The organism is Humiphilus diazotrophicus, from assembly GCF_059726315.1.
Genome location: NZ_AP040870.1, coordinates 3,725,463 through 3,742,906, shown reverse-complemented (window position 1 = coordinate 3,742,906; position 17,444 = coordinate 3,725,463). Strand labels below are relative to the sequence as shown.

The following is a 17,444-nucleotide window of genomic DNA, read 5'->3' as shown; positions in this document are numbered from 1 at the left end:
GTATGGATACGAAGCCTGAGTGGGCCGACGATGGCATTGTGAGCGAGACGATTCAAGTTGCCACGCCGTGACTCTACGAAACGTGTTCACCGTAGCGCTGAGGAGAAGCGACGCATCGTTGAAGCGACGCTGGATCAAATTCGTATGGTGCATCATAGCTACATGCCAGTTTCTACGAGAGATCTCTCCGGGCTACCAGATTTGCCTAGGCTCGAACAGCTCAGTCAATCGATTGCAATGCTGGATGCCATCATTTCGCCGGAATGGGAGTATCGATACTTTTCTTTTAATTCAAAATGGGATCCATCGAAACAGGAGAGGATGGCTTCCATGCGGAATGGCTCGGGCGATGAATACTTTTTACTTTTCGGCCCGCAAGGAGGGATTCTGAAGGGCTTCGATCATGAGGCTGCCATGAGCCCATGGACTCGAGAACCGAAAGAGGTTTGGCCAGGAGTACTCGACCATGTGCCTGCGATCTTTGGCGACTTCTTGACGGAACCGGCCTTCAGTCTAGGCAACACAAGCTTTTGTATATGGCGAGCAAACAATGACGAACGTTGGCAATTAGGTCCTGTCTCGTTTCCTCCCGGAGATGATCCCGACGGCTCTGAGAACCTACTATGGATGCTGGATGGCGATCCTGAGACATACGCGAGCTTCGCAAACGAATACTACGAGAAGACCCTTAACTTAGATCTTGTTCGACGACTATACCTGCAGAATCCCCTCACGCCGGACCTCATTTCCGAGATCAACTCCGAAGCTGAGTGGGACGCTGTTTGCAGAGACGCCCAAGAGATCAGGTATCCACTTAGCCCAGCCGTTTAGCCCATTTCTACGCACACTTGCCGGCTAGACGTACACGCATTCCTACGGCGACCATCGGACGCTTACTTTGGTAGCGACGGAGAAGATTAAGGAAAGGAAACGGCCAGCAGGTGAATGATACCTGCTGGCCGTTTTTAAGCTGCCCGGATCTTAGCTGACCGGGTTATAGCTGCCTGCTTCTTAGCTGGTTTTTCACTGCACTGTGTTCTTAAAAATCTCTTCAGCGAAATAGTTCTGAACTTTAGCCTGGTCGCGAAGGATTTCATAGTACGCATTCTTGAGCAGCTGAGCACGGCTATCGCGCAAGAGAGTGCGAATTGCCTGCTGTACGCGAGGATCGTTCAGTTCCCTCTGTCCGGCAGCATCCCTTGCGATCAGCTTGTAGATGGCATACCCCATGATCTTCTTTGGATCGTTGCCGTCCCGGAGAGGCAGGATGCTCGTAATCTGTCCATCCTTCAGCTTGGTCACACTGTTATAGACATCTTGTTCCTGCCGTAACTGAGACTCAGGAACAAATCCGAGATCGCCACCATTGTTGGCTGTTCCCGGCTGTTCGGAGAAGTTCATTGCCACGTTACCGAAATCTTCCCCATTCTCCAAGCGATTGTGCAACGCCTCAATCTTTCTGCGGGCCTCGGCATCGTTCATTGCCTTGCTGTTTTGTAGATTGCCGGCCTGTTGCGCCGGTACCGAGGTCACCATGATCTGTGCCAAGTGGTATTGCGGCTCGACAAGATTGAACTCAGCCTTGTGGACGTTGTAGTAATTGGTGATGTCCCCGTCGGTGATGTTGATCTTCGAGATGATTTCCTTATTGTCGAGCTTGTCGCCGGTGATCTGACGGCGTAGATCTCTTCTCAAATCATCAAGTGTCAGATTCTTCGCTTTGAGGCGATTGTTGAATTCCTCTTGCGTGTAAGGAGACTTGATCTCATTCAGCTTCGCGTCTACTTCTTCGTCGCTTGCAGTCAAATTCAGTTTGGCTGCCCGCTGCATCCGGATCTCGTCGTCGATAAGCTGACGCAAAATATTCAGGCGAGCGATATTTGCCTGCTCAGCGGGTGGCTCCTGCTTTGAATCGCCCAACGAGTTTCGAAAGTACTTCTCGACATCGGCGCGCATGATCTTCTTCCCATTCACGACAGCCATAACGTCTGGTGAGTGGGTGCGGTTGCAACCGACAACAAGCGGAGCCAGACAGAGCGCAGCAAGAACAACAGAGCAGGTCGCACGACGTTTCATCAAAGAAGTGCCAACAGCAAAGAAATTACGATTAATAACTTGCAACCCAGTTCTCCTTATCTGAACCGGTACGGCTTAAATATACCTTCAGCCCTGATTCTCATCAGAAGCCAATGCCATGCCAGCCTTCAGGATATTTCCCGCGTCTGCTCACAAAAACTAGAAAAAGCGAAATTTCCCGAATTTAGTGACTATACCAGTCACTGCGCCGCTTGATGGTCTCCGCGGAGACCATCAGCCTAGCTGCATTTGTACACCTGTTTATTGAAGGGAAAAACGCCATAACCGGATGAAGCATAGCACCAAGCCTTATTTGCCCACAGGGGCCGCTTGTGCCGGTGTTACTGGAGCGGGCGGAGGAGTCACCCCAGCCGCCTGCAAAGCCCGATCAATGACCGCCCAGAGTTCCTGCTCCGGAACCAACCCGGACATACGTTCGCCATTGACGAAGATGGAGGGGGTACCATCGATCCCTAAACTCTCTGCTTCCCTTCTAGAAGCCATCACTGCGGATTCATCCTGCTTAGCCAAACATGCCTGTACTTCAGCGGTGTTACTGACCTTCGAGCGTTCGGCTTCCTGGGTCGCCAACCGGTCGAGAGTGGCAAAGCTTGCCTTCACATCGCGCTTCTCGCCGTCAACTTCCTGTCCATGGCTGTGGATGTAATCGATGTAATTCCAGTAGGCTGCATTACTCTGGCCTGCCAGGCAGTTCGCATTAATTGCGGCGTGCATGGCCCAGGGATGAATTTCAATCAACGGATCGTCTTTGTAGACGAAGCGAACCAGATCCTTATAACGCTCAAGCGTAGATGGGAAGAGTACCTGGTGCATCCGAGCGCAATAAGGGCATTCGAGATCGTCGAAGTTGACCAAAGTTACCTTGGCATTGGTATTGCCCCGGACAGCGCGTCCTGCAACGGAAATTGCGTCGGCAGGATCCTTGGAGATGTCGAAGGTATCGAGCTTCGCTAATGTCTTTCCGTCGGAGGAAATCAGAAAATTGATGGTGCGGGATTTTCCATTCAGCGTAAAGGTGATCGGAAGCGATTCATAGCCCTTCAAATCACTCTTTTCGCGGGTTCCGAAGGTAACGGAATACTGCGGCGGAACTCGAAACTGGGAACGAACCAGCACTTCGATCCTGCGGTTAACCTCTGCTGAATTTGCACTGGAACCGGCAGGATTCTGGGCTTTGCAGCCGATTGCGCAGAGCAGCAACAGGCCACCAAGGAACATCTTTGATCGGATCAAATTCATCCTCATTATTAGTACAGTCTGATTATCTCATTCGACCAGAAAAGCTGGCGAATCAGAAAGAAAACTGTATCTCTTGCTACCCCAAATAGCGAAATTAACAGGTGAAGAACCGCAGAATCCCGGAAGATCCGGCCTAAATCTCGATGGAGCCGAATCTTCCCAAAAAGCTAGAAGAGGCGTTCGCTATGACGCAGATTTCCGGCTGTTCCGACTCCCGCCAAAGTGAAATTGAACCGGTAGAGATTCTCGTTACGTGTCGATCCTAGAGCGAAACGCCGATACTCGACACTGAAGCCGCAGCAGTCCCAGTTATATGCAACTTGCGTTCCTGCATACTGCAGATCGTTCAGCACGAAATCGTAGCCCGCATTGGCAGCAACGTTGAATCCCCTGCGGCTTGGGTTCCCCCAGGCGATGAATGGGCGGAATTGGCTGAACTTAATCAAGGACGCTGTCGTGCCGCTCTCTTCCGGAGCCGCCAGATTGGCATAGGTCAGACCTGTGAAGATGTTGCCGTGACGGTAGTCTGTGAAAAGATTGCTAGCCGCAAAGCGTCCGGCGCGGGTGTCATAATCCAGATCCCACTCCAGATTGACGTTGTCCGTAGCATGAAGGCGCAGCCTTGAGATTACGGGAGAAATATCTCTCGGGTTAACAAGGAAGGAGACGCCTGAGAAGTCCAATGTGCTGGTCAGTACATTGCGCTGTCCGGGACTCAGTGCCTCACCGAAAGAAGTATCGATGAAGTACTTTTGTCCCACTTGCCAGGTGAGCCATTCCCTCTCCTTGGCGCTACAGGGCCCGCTCTGTTCCGATTCAATGCAAGGTTTGGCATTGGCCGGATGAATGAAGAATCGCTGCGTCAGAAAATACTGAACTTCATTCGTATTACTTGCAACATCGTTCGTGTCGAAGCGCAACGTCGATTTAAAGTCTCCAATGCCTCCCACGTACGAGTAGTCAATCTCCGGCTCGATCACATGCCGTAACACGCGATTGCCCCACGGGAGGTTGAAATCCCGTTCCATTGCAGGCGGGCGAAGCTCCATTCCCGCTTCAAGGTCACTCCGATTAAGAGAAGCTCCACGTTCTACAGGAGTCCCAAGACCGGGATACTGGCTCTTGGTATAGAACGTATTGCGTACGGCAACTGAGGGCCGCAAGGTCCAGCCATCCAGAACCAGAGGTAACGAGATGTGCGGGTAAAGATCGACTCTCCCTACTTCACGAGAGGTTTGGAAATTAGGCTCTGTGCGGGACAAGCCGCTTACCGAGGAACTTAAACCCCAGTAAAGATGAGAATTCCCGAGAGGACGATCGACAGCACTAAAAGCAACTGTAGGCAGGTGCAGGATACGTACTTCCTGTACCGGGGAGACATTTTCGAAGCTCTGGAAGCGGTCGAAATAGACCTCGGAAGTAAAGCCGCTCCAGTTATGGGTCAGGAATGTTTCGGATTTGACCTGGGAGCTGACTGCCTGATTGAAGTTCTCTGTAAACGCCTGCCGATAGATGTAAGAGCTCAAATATTCGACATTCGACACCGTTCGGGTCGATTCGCTCCAGTCGTGGCGCCAATTCAGCGTAAGGTCGACACCGCCCTGATTCTTGTGGTTCGTGGCCAGACCTCGGTCCAACAAGGCATTCCACTGCACCGTTAGAAAATTGAGGTCACGGCCGCGATAACGGAATCTGCCATTCGGTGCCCAACCGCGCTTGCTGAAATATTCGGCGCCAATCAGTAAATCTCTTGAGCGATCGATAGCCCAGTAGATCTGTTCTCCGATAATTGTTCCCTTCGACGAAGAGCTGGAGATAACCGGAATCAGGAAACCTGATTGTCGAGAGCTCGTGTCTACCGGATGGGTGACGTATGGCAGGTAAAAAATCGGCAACTTCTTCAGCCGAAAGGTAGTATTTGCAGCCCGCGCCTGATCGTTGTCTACCGCAATGGTATGAGCCAGCAGCCTCCAGTCCGGTTTAGGGAGGCGGCAGGACGTCATGGAGCCATCGACTACTTTGTAGTGATCGGGGCCACCCTTGATAACGACGCGCCCGGTAAAGATAAAGGGATTGGCGGTCGTATAAACGGTGCTATGGCCGGCACGTTTGACTCCGATGGTGCCCATCACGTCAAAGAAACGACCTGTCTGACTGGCAAGGTGAATGGTCCCGTGGGTTGCGGTGATCACCTCGTCGTCCGGGCCTCCCTCGAGTTGCAGGTGCCCGTCTGCCTCAACTTCATCGTCGGCCTCGTTGTAGGTCACCTTGTCGGCACGAATGACGTAGTCACGGTAGTAAATGACTACTTCCCCTTCGAGCGTGTACACGTCTCCGACTTTTCTTTGTTGGTGCGCTTCAATGCGAACATCTGTTCCCACTTTGGGCAATGGTTCGGGTTCAGCGACAGGTATAGCGATGATGCTGGGAGCATCAGGCAATTCGGCGTTTTTACTCTCCTGCTCCGCGGAAGCGATTGGTTCTCCAACTTGCTGCTTCCACTCATTGCCTGTCGATTGTTCCACGACCTGCGGGGGAAACTGCTTTGATACTGCCTGAGACCAAACCTGCGGATGACACAGGGTCAACGCCGTGATACACACAAAGGTGCGGGTTCTCATCACCGGGACAATGCCAGCATAACAAAGGCTTGGCTATTCCGTTTTGACGAGTTAGCCGCTGCTCTGGCTGCGAAAATATAGGCGACTGTCTCCAAAACATTGGCTGTATCCAATGCGCGCAGACTCGTCTTTATACCGACCTCCGTCCTTCCCGCTATGAAGGCAACAACGCCATCAGCCGTTTTGGAAGGCCGCGATCCTGCGGCATGCATCCATCTTTCTAGAACATTTTTCTCTCAACGACGCTTGGATAAGAAAGTCAGAGAACAGCTCTTCCACCCGGTACAGGGTTCCTTTGTGGATAGGGGAAACTGTATTTCCGGAGAGATGACGCTGTGTTTGTCTCTGTGCGTTGCAGAACGACAAGAGAGGATGTGCTCGACCGAAGGATACGAGGGAAACGAAAATTGAGTATTTCTTCCAGTCTTCCGTATGAACCTCCCCGCGACCCCGTTCCGTCGTGGAAAAGGGAGGTTAACGAACGCCTGGCTGCACACCGCACTCGCCATGCAAAGCACGAGAACGGACAAACGGGGTTGCCGATGACTCCTCAGATCATGAAGCAGACAGAATCGCGTGCGCAGAAAGTCGCCGCTCGCGTTGCTGCCCGGTATGCGAATGCGCCTAGTTATAGCGAGCTATTGGCCCATGAAGCGCGCAATGCCGCTCGAGCGGCCTCTGCTGCTGCGGATGCTGCAAGAGAAGCTCACGCCGCTGCACAGGCCATTCTGCAGGGACTCGATATTCGGACCGAGGAGCCAATTGTCCATCAGCAGGCTCCTGCTGCGGAAATGGATCAGCTTGCGTCAATGCCTGCTTTTGAACCGGAGCCTGTGATGGAAGCCTCTGCTCCGGTTATCACTACTCCTACTGCCGCTGCTGTCGAGCCTCCTCTCCCGCCGGTATCGCAGGAGCCAAAGACGATCGTGCCTCCTCCGGATTTTGTTCCAAGGCAGACGGCTCCGGAAGCGATTATCAAGCCTAAAAATTCAGAACAGCAGCAGGAGCTTCTGCCGGAGGTTGCGCAGGCAGCAGTTTTTGTTGAACCGGCTGAACCTATTCCGGGAAATCTGATCGAATTCCCTCGCACATTAGTCGCGGCCCAAAAGGCCCGCCCGAGGACAGCAGAAGGTCCCCTGCGCGAGAAGAAGCCTGCCGAAGAGGCCGATCAATCGCAGTTGAGTATTTTTGAGGTTGACGCTTCGGAGAAGCAGGTGGTGGCGGAAAAGGAACCCCCTATTCCGACCAAGCCTTTAGCTGGGTGGTCCTCGATCGAACTGGATGCACAGCCCGCAACCTATGCTGTGCCTGCCAGCGGTGTTTCCAGCAGCATTCTCGATGAGCTGCCACTATCCACAGCCAGATTGGGAGATCGGCTCATGGCAAGTCTGGTGGATATGAGTCTTGTCTCCCTCGGATATCTGGGGTTTGTGGCGGCCTTTGTTGCCTGTACGCCGCACCTGCCTACGGGCAATGGTGCTTTGGTAGCAGTTGCACTTACCTGGCTTGCTTTTCACTTGATCTACCAGTACCTGTTTTTTACCTTCGCCGAGGGGACACCCGGCATGCGTTACGCCCACATCGCCTTGTGTACCTTCAATGATGAGAATCCAAGCCGTGAGCAAATGCGGAAGCGCATACCTGCAACCTTGCTTTCATTGGCTGCAATGGGAATGGGATTCCTCTGGGCCTTATTCGATGAGGATCATCTCGGATGGCATGACCGTTTGACCCGCACCTATCAGCGTAGCTACAAATAGACGCAAAGCATGTTTCGCAAAAAGGCCGCCAGCAATTGGCGGCCTTTCTTCTTCGGTGAGGTCAGGTAAAGCTTAAGGCATTTCCCGAAATACTGTGAACTTTCCAAGTAAGGTGAAGAGCGGCTTTCTTTGGCGGAAAGCCGTACCAACTTCTGTTGCTTCGATCTACACCTTTGCGGGAAATGCTTTTAGGCTGCAGCATTCAACTTTGATAAAGATGCTCCAGTTCCTGCACCGATGATAGCGGTCTCCTGATCTTCCGTCAGAATCTCGATCGTGTAACTCTGCAACGGACTCATCATTACCGTTTCATCGAGAAAGCGCTTCAGGAGATCTTCCTGAAGGAATTGGATATTTCGCCCAGTGAAGAAGAATCGTCCGGCTCCCTCTATGTGTATGGTCGTTGCCGTAGCTGCAGCGAGTGCCCGATGCCAGAGGAGAACGAATTCAGAGCACCGTGGATCGCCTTTCTTTGCCGCTGCGAAAATCTCCTCCGGCTCCATGTCAAGGAAGCGTCGCCGCATGGCGCGGTATCCCATGATGCCTTCAAGGTGCCCGCGACCGCCACAACCGCAGTAGTTCTCTTTCGGGTCAAGAGAAACAACCATGTGCCCGCCTTCCCAGGGGCCCTCTGTGGTTGGATAACGACCAAACCCGATGCCGTTTCCGATTGTCCAGACGTGGATTAAGCGGTCAAGATGCCCGCGAGTGGCAGCCAGCCCTGCTGCCACTGCGTCAGCATCGTTGAAAATGCAGACCGGCAGATTTATGTTCCGGGCTTTTAGTGCAGAATCGAGATTGTTGCGAAGCTTGGCGCCCTTGAGCTGTGGCAGGTTCGGGGAATCTTCAATTACTCCATTGCGGACGATTCCAGGTACCGCTACGCCGACTGCCTGCAGTTCACTTGCACCCCGTGCGACGTCGGCGATGATGCTGCCGATCAGTTCGGATAGACGTTCAGAGGGGATCTCGACCAAACCATTCTTTGTTGTCGGATCAGCCGGGAACTGACGCAGCGACTCTGTGATGTGGTTGCCGTCAACCAGCCCGGCCACTATGCGATCCGTCATGACTACGCCGATCGTTCTGGCCATATGGTTCTTTACTCCTGCTGATATCTTGTTAACCGTCCCAGTCCATTGAAAGCTGCTGCCTTGTAGCACTCGGCCAGGGTCGGATAATTAAAGACGGTATCAATGAAATAGTTCAACGTGCCACCGAGAACCATCACGGCTTGTCCGATGTGCACTAACTCACTGGCATCTTCGCCGATGATGTGAACCCCCAAGAGCTGGCGGCTTTCGCGATGGAAGATGATTTTCAGGCGTCCGGTAGTATCTCCGCGGATCTGCCCTCGTGCGATCTCCCGATAGTAGGCCAAGCCCACTTCGTAAGGAACATCCTCTTCCGTCAGCTGCTCTTCTGTTTTCCCGATGAACGATATTTCCGGGATGGTGTAGATGCCGTAGGGATAGAAGCTCGGATTGGAGCTGATGTTGTGGTCGTCATAGGCCCGTGCCACGGCAATACGGCCTTGCTCCATCGACACTGATGCCAAGCTGGGAAATCCGATGACATCTCCGACTGCAAAGATGTTCGGCGTCTTGGTCCGGTAATCCTTGTCGACGGGGATTCTGCCACGCGCATCGGCTTCGATTCCGGTTGCTGCTAAATTCAGCTCGTCCACATTGCCGGAGCGTCCCACCGCATACAACAGTGCATCGCCGGAAACGCGTTTCCGGCTTTCGAGATTTGCGATGACGGTTCCGTCGGGAAGCTCTTCGACGCTTTCCACCTCTTCATTGAGGCGCATCGTAACGCGACTGTCTCGCAGATGATAGCTGAGTGCTTCTACGATTTCCTGATCGGCAAATTCCAGCAGACGCGGACGTTTTTCAATCAAGGTCACCCGTACTCCGAGAGTGGCGAACATACAGGTATATTCCACGCCGATGACACCGCCCCCAACCACGATTAGCGTACGCGGCAGGTTAGGCAGTTCGAGAATCTGGTCGCTGTTAATGATGGTGCGTCCGTTGATCGGAACCTTTGGTGTGGAAGCGGGTTTTGTTCCGACCGCGATAATGGTCTTTTCCGCTTCGAGCACGCTGGAGCCTTGAGGACCATCCACACGTACATGTGTGCAATCCTCAAAGCGTGCGACACCGTTGATAACTTCAATTCCGTTGCGCGAGAGTTGCGCTTCGGTGACATCGATTTCTGTCTTAATGACACCCTGAACGCGAAAAGCAAGATCCGCCATCGTGATCTTCTCTTTTACGCGGTAATTCATTCCGTAGATGGAGCGGTAGTTGTAGCCGGAAAGATGAAGCACGGCCTCGCGCATCGTTTTACTGGGAATGGTGCCGGTATTGATGCACACACCCCCAACTACGCTACGCATTTCAATCAGCGCTACACGCTTGCCGCGTTTGATGGCGGCGAGGGCAGCCCGTTGCCCTGAAGGGCCAGAACCAATAACAAGCAGGTCGTATATAGCCATGAGGGAAGCCGAATCCTACTCGCTGCCGAGGCTCGGACTGCAGCCTGGGCCTCCGAAGCATATTTTCTTCTCAGATGCGAGCCAAACAGAGGTGATCTACGACTTTCTTATCTCTTGTCAGCGCATCCTGAAACTGAAAAGTACTTCAGACTTGACCCTATCACAACAGCATTACAATCCTGATGTACTTGCCCTGTTTCTGTCACTGGTGGTTGTGACCGCAGGTGAGGTGTTTCAAGAAAGCTGCCGGTTGCCAGGATTCAAGTCGGCGTCTACTTCCTACACCCTTAAATATGATGCAGCTTTATGCCATTTCAAATTCGGCCAATCTGGCTTCAGGCCTGGTGAACAGGATCGAGATACTTCGACGGTCGGCCGCAGACTGGGCAGAAGGAGGTGTGCACTTCATCCAGATTCGCGAGAAAGATCTGACAGGCGGAGAACTCGAACGCCTTACCTCTGCTGTTGTACGAGAGGTTGCGGGTAGCACCACCAAAGTTTTGGTGAATGGCCGTCCCGATGTCGCTTTGGCCACTGGAGCATGCGGCGTTCATCTTCCTGGTGGCCAGACTTTATCTCCCGAGGAGGTTCGCCGGGTTTTTGCCACTCAGCGAGAGGGGCAGGTATCGATCAGTATTGCCTGTCACTCTCTTGAGGAAGCTCGAGGTGCAAAGGCTGCCGGCGCTTCGCTGGTCCTCTTCGCCCCGGTTTTCGAAAAGTTGATTCCCGAAGGACGGCTTCCCGGGAAGGGTGTCAATGCCCTCTCGTCGGTCTGCAAAAGTATTTCTCCCCTTCCTGTTTTTGCTCTCGGAGGTGTAGATAGAGAGAATGCTGCAATATGTGTTGCCGCAGGGGCAGCCGGGATTGCGGCAATACGTCTCTTCCAGACGGATCAATGGAGGCAGCTTCTGAGCATTTAGGCAAGGTTGCTAGACACAGACTGTTCTTATGCCAAGGGGATATTCTGAAGCGTATGCAAAGGTCTTCTGCTGAGTCGATGGCGGGCCCAGCTCCGGTAACTCCAGGCAGCACATCCAAGATCGTTACAATTATTCACGCCCTTTTAGGTCTGGCGGTCCTCTCGGCTTTTCAGCTGGTTGGAACTGCCATTCACCGGCTTGGATTTCCGATTCCAGGTGGCGTATTAGGGCTAATTCTTCTCTATTTCGGGCTTTCTACCGGCGTGGTGAAGTTGAAGTGGGTAGAGGATACTGCTGCCTTTCTGCTCCGGCATATGCTTCTGCTCTTTATTCCCATTACGTTGGGCCTTAAGGAACTGATGCCGCTACTTAGCCGCCAGGCGATTGCGATTCTTGCGAGCCTGGTTGTCAGTTTGCTCGCCGTACAGATTACGACGGGACTGCTGGGGCGCGCTCTTCTTGGAGGCTCCGATGAACGCAGCTAGCCTCATACGACATCCTGGGATCGGCATAGCCGTAACCGTTCTGGTGTACTGGTTCTCTCTCCGCCTGCATTACCGTTTCCGTTGGGCTCATCCTCTCGTCGTTGGGTGCGGAATTTTGTGGATCTTCCTTTGGGGGATGAAGGTTCCGTATGCCGATTACCGAATCGGAGGAGATGTTATTTCCTGGTTCCTGGGACCGGGTACGGTAGCATTAGCCGTGCCGATGTATCGCCATGGATACCGTCTGCGTAGCTCCTTGGCTATTCTTGCCGTGGTCGTGTTTGTCGGCTCTGCGGTGGGAATGGCGACGGCTGGATTGACCGCTTATCTTTTAGGTGCCCCTCTGCCGGTCGTCATGGCAACGGTTCCCAAGTCTGTAACTACACCAATTGCGATTGAAGTTGCCCGCCAGCTACATGGCATTCCTGAGATCACCGTGGCCATGGTGATTGTCACCGGAATTCTTGGCAGTATTATTGGACCTCTGGTCTTGCGATGGCTTTCGGTGAAGGACGATCGTGTGGTGGGCGCGGCTATTGGGACATCCTCTCACGCTGTAGGGACGGCCAGCTTAATACGCCGCTCGGAGCTCCAAGCCTCGGTTTCCTCCTGGGCGATGGCTGCAGCAGGAATCTTTACAGCCATCCTGGCCGCGATTATCAGTCACTTTATCCGGTAGTTCGCAGAACAAATAGCGCTCAGAGCCGTACCTTCACTATTTACAACTGTAGTACTAGCTATTCGCCTGCGAAATACTAACGTTTGACTCCAGGCGTGGGGCTCCTTACCCTCAGAGATGATGTATTCGTAAGACAAGTTTCTTCCGGGTACATTTGAGATTTTTCGTTAGGGAGGGCCTGACTATGTTGTTTGCAATTACGGAACTCGAACGGGAACCGATTGAGTTTGATAAGGCCATTCCGTCCGGAACTATCGATTTCGGGATCGAAGCTCAGCAGATTGGAGATCTTCATGTCCAAGGTCAGGCTGATCTGATTCCCGAGCATCGCGGTCCCAAAGAGGTTATTCCGGATGTTCGTCTGCGGGCAGATTATTCGGGAACCTTTCAGGTGCCCTGTGCCCGTTGTGTGGAGCCGGTCAAGCACCAGCTGAAGGGTTCTTTCGACTTGGTTTTTCGCCCATTAGGGGTAGACCAGGGGCCTGCAGAGCACGCTATTTCCACACCCGAGACAGAAATCGGGTATTATCAAGGGGGTGGTCTTGCGCTCGAAGACGTCCTGCGGGAACAGGTGCTTCTTTCCCTGCCGGTCCGGACTCTTTGCCGTGAAGACTGCAAAGGACTTTGCCCGCGCTGCGGCCAGAACCTGAATGTAGAAGCCTGCTCCTGCGGCGAGACGGTGTCTGACCCGCGATGGGCGGCTCTGTCAGACCTGCGCAGCCGGATCAAAACAAATAAGTAATTGCGTCGCCGTGACTTTTGCGCCTTCACTACGAGGTGAAGCGCGAAATCGCAGGCCCTGGGAAGATGGGTCTAGCGCATCACAATATCCGGTTCGACGCACGAAAGGAATTTTGCAATGCCTAATCCAAAACGGCGCCACTCCAAGGCCCGTACATCCAAGCGCCGTGCGCACGATTTCCTAACTGCCACCGGTGTCTCCGAGTGCCCCAACTGTCACGAGCGCAAGCTGCCCCATCACGCTTGCCCGAAGTGTGGAACCTATAAGGGCCGCGAAGTATTGGAAGTAAAAGAATCCAATTAACAACAGATGTTAATTGACATTGCTCTTGATGCCGTCGGGTCTGATAAGGCTCCGGAACCTGAAATCAGGGGAGCGATTCAGGCCTGTCGGAATTTGCCTGTTCGTGTCCATCTGATTGGGCCAGAGCCTGAAATACGCGATCTTTTGGATGAGCACCTCGAAAACGAGGACTTGCCCATCGTCGTTCATCATGCGAGCGAGAAAATTGGCATGGGCGAAAAGGCCGCCCACGCTGTTCGTTCCAAACGCGATAGTTCTATGCGTGTGGGGCTGAAGCTCGTCCGCGAGAAGAAAGTCGCTGCGTTTTTCACGGCTGGCAATACAGGTGCCGCGATGGCTACAGCCAAGATGGTTTTGGGCTCTCTGCCCGGAGTTGACCGTCCGGCCTTGGCCACAGCTCTTCCTACACTGAAGGGCACGCCCTGCGTGCTGCTTGATGTCGGTGCAAATGTCGACTGTAAGCCTCAGAACCTGGAGCAGTTCGCCGTTATGGGAGAACTGTATGCCCGCAGTGTTCTGAAGATTCATCACCCTCGCGTCGGCCTGCTCTCCATTGGAGAAGAAGAAGCGAAGGGGAATGAGCTGACCCGCGAAACCTTTCCGTTACTCAAACAGTTGCCGATCAACTTTATTGGCAATGTTGAGGGACGTGATCTTTATAACGGCAATGCCGACGTCATCGTTTGCGATGGCTTTGTCGGCAATGTTGCGTTGAAGACAACGGAAGGACTCGGAAAACTCGTTCGTGAGCTGCTGCGTGCTTCCCTCACCTCGACCGTTACGGCTCAGGTGGGAGCTCTGCTGTCCCGCAAGGCCTTCAACGAGTTCCGTAAGCGTCTGGATTACTCCGAGTACGGCGGCGTTCCTCTCCTCGGCGTTCGGGGAATCTGCATCATTGGTCATGGATCTTCCAATGATCGGGCCATTTTCAATGGAATTCGCGTGGCTGCCGAATTTGCCCAAGCTGGGATTATCGAACGCATCGAGCGTGAGTTTTCGACCTGCGCACCCAGCACTCAAGAACACAACGAAGAAGGTTTACCCGTACAGTAAGACGGCTCTAGCCTTTAGCCCCCCGGCTAAGGGCTACGGCAGAGTAAAGCGTTCTCACTCCTTATGAGCTCGAACAAGATCGTATTTCTTTTTCCAGGCCAGGGATCGCAAGCAGTAGGTATGGGACGCGATCTCGTCGAGAAATTTCCAATCGCCCGTCAGACCTTTGAAGAGGCAGACGACGCTCTCGGATTTTCGCTATCCAAACTATGCTTCGAGGGACCGGAAGAACAGCTTCGGCTGACCGAATTTACTCAGCCCGCGATTTACACAGTTTCCACAGCCGCCTGCCGCGTCCTTGCCGAAAAAGGGATCAAAGCGAGCTTTGCAGCTGGTCATTCTTTAGGGGAATATTCTGCTCACGCTGCGGCTGGAACTCTGACATTTGCTGACGGTGTGCGAACAGTCCGGAGCCGTGGAAAATTCATGCAAGAGGCCGTCCCTGCTGGGGAAGGAGCGATGGCTGCGATCCTCGCTTTGGCTTCCGATGAGGTGTTGAAGGCCTGTGCAGAAGTCTCTTCCGAACTCGGAAAACCTGTCTCTGCGGCCAACCTGAATTCTCCGGATCAGACGGTAATTTCCGGCGCTGTTGCGGCTGTGGAAAAAGCGGTAGAGCTGTGCAAAACCCGCGGAGCCCGCAAGGCAGTGATGCTTCCGGTGAGTGCTCCCTTTCATTGCGCTATGATGCAGCCTGCTCAGGATCGCTTGGCGGAATTGCTAAGCGCATTGACCTTTACATCTCCCGCGATTCCTGTTGCCGCAAATGTGGATGCAGCATTCGTTTCCGGTGTGGATCAGGCGCGGAATGCTCTAGTCCGCCAGGTCACAGGCTCGGTACGCTGGGTTGAATGCGTCCAACTCCTAATCGCGCAGCAACCGACACACTTCATTGAAGTTGGTCCTGGAAAAGTACTTTGTGGACTGATGCGGCAGATTGATCGTCAGCAGAAGTGCCTGAATGTTGAGGATTCTGTCAGTTTGGAGAAAACCCTCGCAGCTCTGGAAGAAGTAGCTCAGTAACCTTGTAAGGTTTTCGACTTCGATTTTTCCATCCGTCTCACAAATATTGTGTTCGAACAGACAAAAGGCAGGCCTTCGGGCCTGCCTTGATTGTTGAAGCCTGCGAGTTCCAGTCGGTGCTCACGGTCCTACATACAACTCAACAGGCGAGAAGCCGATGGTTTTGGTTGCGTGATCGACACGTAGAAAGATCGGCTTCTTTCCTCCGTTGATCTCGATTCCAATAACGACTCCATTTCCTACTGTCTTGGCCATGAGGATTTTGTGGCTATTGATGACTCCATAGTCATTTCCCTTCCCCATAGGAGCCCAGTCTTCCTGAAAACGAGTGAAGTCGTAATCTTTAAAGTGGTCCGGATGCTGCTGCCATTGATCGTCATTGTTCCAAATGCCGTAGGCTTTCACCATGTCCTTGGCTTCAACGGCAGCCAGGAACCTGTTGATGCGGTGTTCTTCCGGCCAATCCCAGAAAAACCATGACAGGATCGCTAGCACCACAGCGGAAATCAACACCGTGATAATTGCTCTTCGAATTAACCGTGCACGTGCAACGTTATATTGAGGTGCATCAAGCAGCGTCATTGGTTAAGGACCATCCTTAGCAGCATTCATCCCTTCGAGATCAGATTCAAGTCTTGAAGTGTATCGATACTCGAATCGTCTCGAAAGGAATGCAAATTGCGGTCTTTACAGACCAAAGATCATCGCCATCAGTGTAATGGACACCACAAGACAGCGTTACGTTTCCAAATGGACTTCTTTTGCCCCTTCAACCGGGTTAACGGCTGTAGTTCGTGGCTGTCCGTTCCTGATGCCGCTCCAGGCCCAATTCAATCAAACGAGTAATCAAGTCCTTATAGCTCACCCCTGAAGCCTCCCAGAGCTTGGGGTACATGCTGATTGAGGTGAAGCCAGGCATTGTATTAATTTCGTTCAGATAAATTTTCCCGGCGCCGGTGGGTTCCTTTAGGAAATCCACGCGAGCCAGTCCCGAACAGTCGCAGGCCTGGAAAGCTTCAATAGCCATCTCTCGAATCTGCTTGCTCTCCGCACGAGTCAGCTTGGCAGGAATAATCAGTTCCGAGCCGGCACTCTCGTACTTGGCCTCATAGTCATAAAATTCCTTAGCCGGGATAATCTCGCCTACGACGGAGGCCTCAGGCGTGGAGTTACCCAAAACGGCCACTTCGAGTTCACGAGACCTGTTCTTCTTTCCACCAACGCCCTGCTCAATCACAATCTTGCGATCATAACTGGCAGCCAGGTCGAGTGCGGGTCCTAGCTCTTTACGATCGTGCACCTTCGAGATTCCGACGGAAGAACCCAGATTTGCCGGTTTGACGAAGAGGGGGTATTTCAATGCCGCCTCAATCTTGCTGACGGCTTTACGTGGGCTTTGCTGCCAATCGCTCCGCAGCAACGTGACATGTTTGACCATAGGCAGGTGGGCAGCGGAGAAAAGCCGCTTCATTACATCCTTGTCCATTCCGGCGGCTGATCCCAGAACTCCGGATCCTACATATGCGATTCCGGCTAATTCAAATAGACCCTGGATGGTGCCATCTTCTCCGAAGGTTCCATGCAAGACCGGAAAGACAACATCGAGAGAGAGTGCTTCCGCAGATTGCACGACAGCCTTGGTTTCAAAAGGCAATAGACCTTGCGCATCCGGGACCGGTGGAATGATAACCGCATCACCTTTTGCCAATACGGCTGCCGCTGGTGTGGCCTGCGGATCTCCTGCGCCCAAAGACTGCGCTGCGGGTGTATTCCCTTCGAGAAGGCGCTCTGCGTCGTTTGCGGTTACCCAATGCCCGGCTTTGGTGATTCCAATGGGAACCACGTCAAACTTCTTTCTGTCGATTGCCTTAAGAACTGAAGCAGCAGAAAGAAGCGAAACTTCATGCTCGCCACTGCGCCCGCCGAATAGAATGCCAACCCGTAATTTTTTTGCCATTACATCTCAATTCTATGACTCAAGACGATCTGCGCAGGAAAAGTAAGGAGGGAAACTGTTGAGAC

General features: G+C 53.0%; 16 protein-coding genes. 9 read left to right on the top strand and 7 right to left on the bottom strand.

What is annotated here, in order from left to right:
- The first annotated feature begins 57 nt into the window (after positions 1-57).
- Positions 58-831: a hypothetical protein gene (locus tag AC6I7T_RS16060; RefSeq protein WP_497794514.1), complete on the top strand. Its 774-nt coding sequence runs from the start codon at positions 58-60 to the stop codon at positions 829-831.
- A gap of 192 nt (positions 832-1,023) precedes the next feature.
- Here the strand turns inward: AC6I7T_RS16060 and AC6I7T_RS16055 are convergent, their stop codons facing one another.
- From AC6I7T_RS16055 to AC6I7T_RS16045, 3 genes are all read right to left on the bottom strand, one after another.
- A complete protein-coding gene (locus tag AC6I7T_RS16055) occupies positions 1,024-2,121 on the bottom strand; it encodes a SurA N-terminal domain-containing protein (protein ID WP_497794513.1) in 1,098 nt (365 codons plus the stop codon).
- Positions 2,122-2,385: 264 nt separating this feature from the next.
- Positions 2,386-3,330 carry a DsbA family protein gene (locus AC6I7T_RS16050; RefSeq protein WP_497794512.1) on the bottom strand — a complete coding sequence of 315 codons (945 nt, stop codon included), beginning with the start codon at positions 3,328-3,330 and terminating at the stop codon, positions 2,386-2,388.
- A gap of 173 nt (positions 3,331-3,503) precedes the next feature.
- Positions 3,504-5,939 (bottom strand): LPS-assembly protein LptD, encoded by a 2,436-nt coding sequence (locus AC6I7T_RS16045; protein ID WP_497794511.1) that lies wholly within the window; start codon positions 5,937-5,939, stop codon positions 3,504-3,506.
- 425 nt (positions 5,940-6,364) lie between these two features.
- Here AC6I7T_RS16045 and AC6I7T_RS16040 point away from each other — a divergent pair, with 425 nt between their 5' ends.
- On the top strand, positions 6,365-7,717 hold the full coding sequence (locus AC6I7T_RS16040; protein ID WP_497794510.1) for an RDD family protein: 1,353 nt from the start codon (positions 6,365-6,367) through the stop codon (positions 7,715-7,717).
- A gap of 188 nt (positions 7,718-7,905) precedes the next feature.
- On the opposite strand, the gene AC6I7T_RS16035 is transcribed toward AC6I7T_RS16040, so the two are convergent.
- Entirely contained in the window at positions 7,906-8,811 is a 906-nt protein-coding gene (locus tag AC6I7T_RS16035) for an ROK family protein (RefSeq protein WP_497794509.1), read from the bottom strand.
- 8 nt (positions 8,812-8,819) lie between these two features.
- Positions 8,820-10,220 (bottom strand): Si-specific NAD(P)(+) transhydrogenase, encoded by a 1,401-nt coding sequence (gene sthA, locus AC6I7T_RS16030; RefSeq protein ID WP_497794508.1) that lies wholly within the window; start codon positions 10,218-10,220, stop codon positions 8,820-8,822.
- Between the two features lie 293 nt (positions 10,221-10,513).
- On the opposite strand from sthA, the gene AC6I7T_RS16025 reads away from it, so the two are divergent.
- The 7 genes from AC6I7T_RS16025 to fabD all read left to right on the top strand — a co-directional run bounded on the left by AC6I7T_RS16025 (position 10,514) and on the right by fabD (position 15,422).
- Positions 10,514-11,140, top strand: a complete 627-nt coding sequence (locus AC6I7T_RS16025) for a thiamine phosphate synthase (protein ID WP_497794613.1) — start codon at positions 10,514-10,516, stop codon at positions 11,138-11,140.
- A gap of 53 nt (positions 11,141-11,193) precedes the next feature.
- Positions 11,194-11,625, top strand: coding sequence for a CidA/LrgA family protein (locus AC6I7T_RS16020; protein WP_497794507.1), 432 nt, complete (start codon positions 11,194-11,196; stop codon positions 11,623-11,625).
- Entirely contained in the window at positions 11,612-12,304 is a 693-nt protein-coding gene (locus AC6I7T_RS16015) for an LrgB family protein (protein ID WP_497794506.1), read from the top strand. Before AC6I7T_RS16020 ends, AC6I7T_RS16015 begins: the two co-directional genes overlap by 14 nt.
- Before the next feature lie 184 nt (positions 12,305-12,488).
- Complete coding sequence (locus AC6I7T_RS16010) at positions 12,489-13,046, top strand: YceD family protein (RefSeq protein WP_497794505.1); 558 nt, start codon at positions 12,489-12,491, stop codon at positions 13,044-13,046.
- 117 nt (positions 13,047-13,163) lie between these two features.
- Entirely contained in the window at positions 13,164-13,349 is a 186-nt protein-coding gene (gene rpmF, locus AC6I7T_RS16005; RefSeq protein WP_497794504.1) for a 50S ribosomal protein L32, read from the top strand.
- Positions 13,350-13,355: 6 nt separating this feature from the next.
- The gene (gene plsX, locus AC6I7T_RS16000) at positions 13,356-14,402 is read left to right on the top strand and encodes a phosphate acyltransferase PlsX (RefSeq protein WP_497794503.1); all 1,047 of its coding nucleotides are present in this window, start codon (positions 13,356-13,358) and stop codon (positions 14,400-14,402) included.
- A gap of 120 nt (positions 14,403-14,522) precedes the next feature.
- A complete protein-coding gene (fabD, locus tag AC6I7T_RS15995) occupies positions 14,523-15,422 on the top strand; it encodes an ACP S-malonyltransferase (RefSeq protein WP_497794502.1) in 900 nt (299 codons plus the stop codon).
- Between the two features lie 120 nt (positions 15,423-15,542).
- On the opposite strand, the gene AC6I7T_RS15990 is transcribed toward fabD, so the two are convergent.
- Complete coding sequence (locus AC6I7T_RS15990; protein WP_497794501.1) at positions 15,543-16,004, bottom strand: hypothetical protein; 462 nt, start codon at positions 16,002-16,004, stop codon at positions 15,543-15,545.
- Between the two features lie 196 nt (positions 16,005-16,200).
- On the bottom strand, positions 16,201-17,379 hold the full coding sequence (locus AC6I7T_RS15985) for a D-alanine--D-alanine ligase family protein (RefSeq protein ID WP_497794500.1): 1,179 nt from the start codon (positions 17,377-17,379) through the stop codon (positions 16,201-16,203).
- Positions 17,380-17,444: the final 65 nt, after the last annotated feature.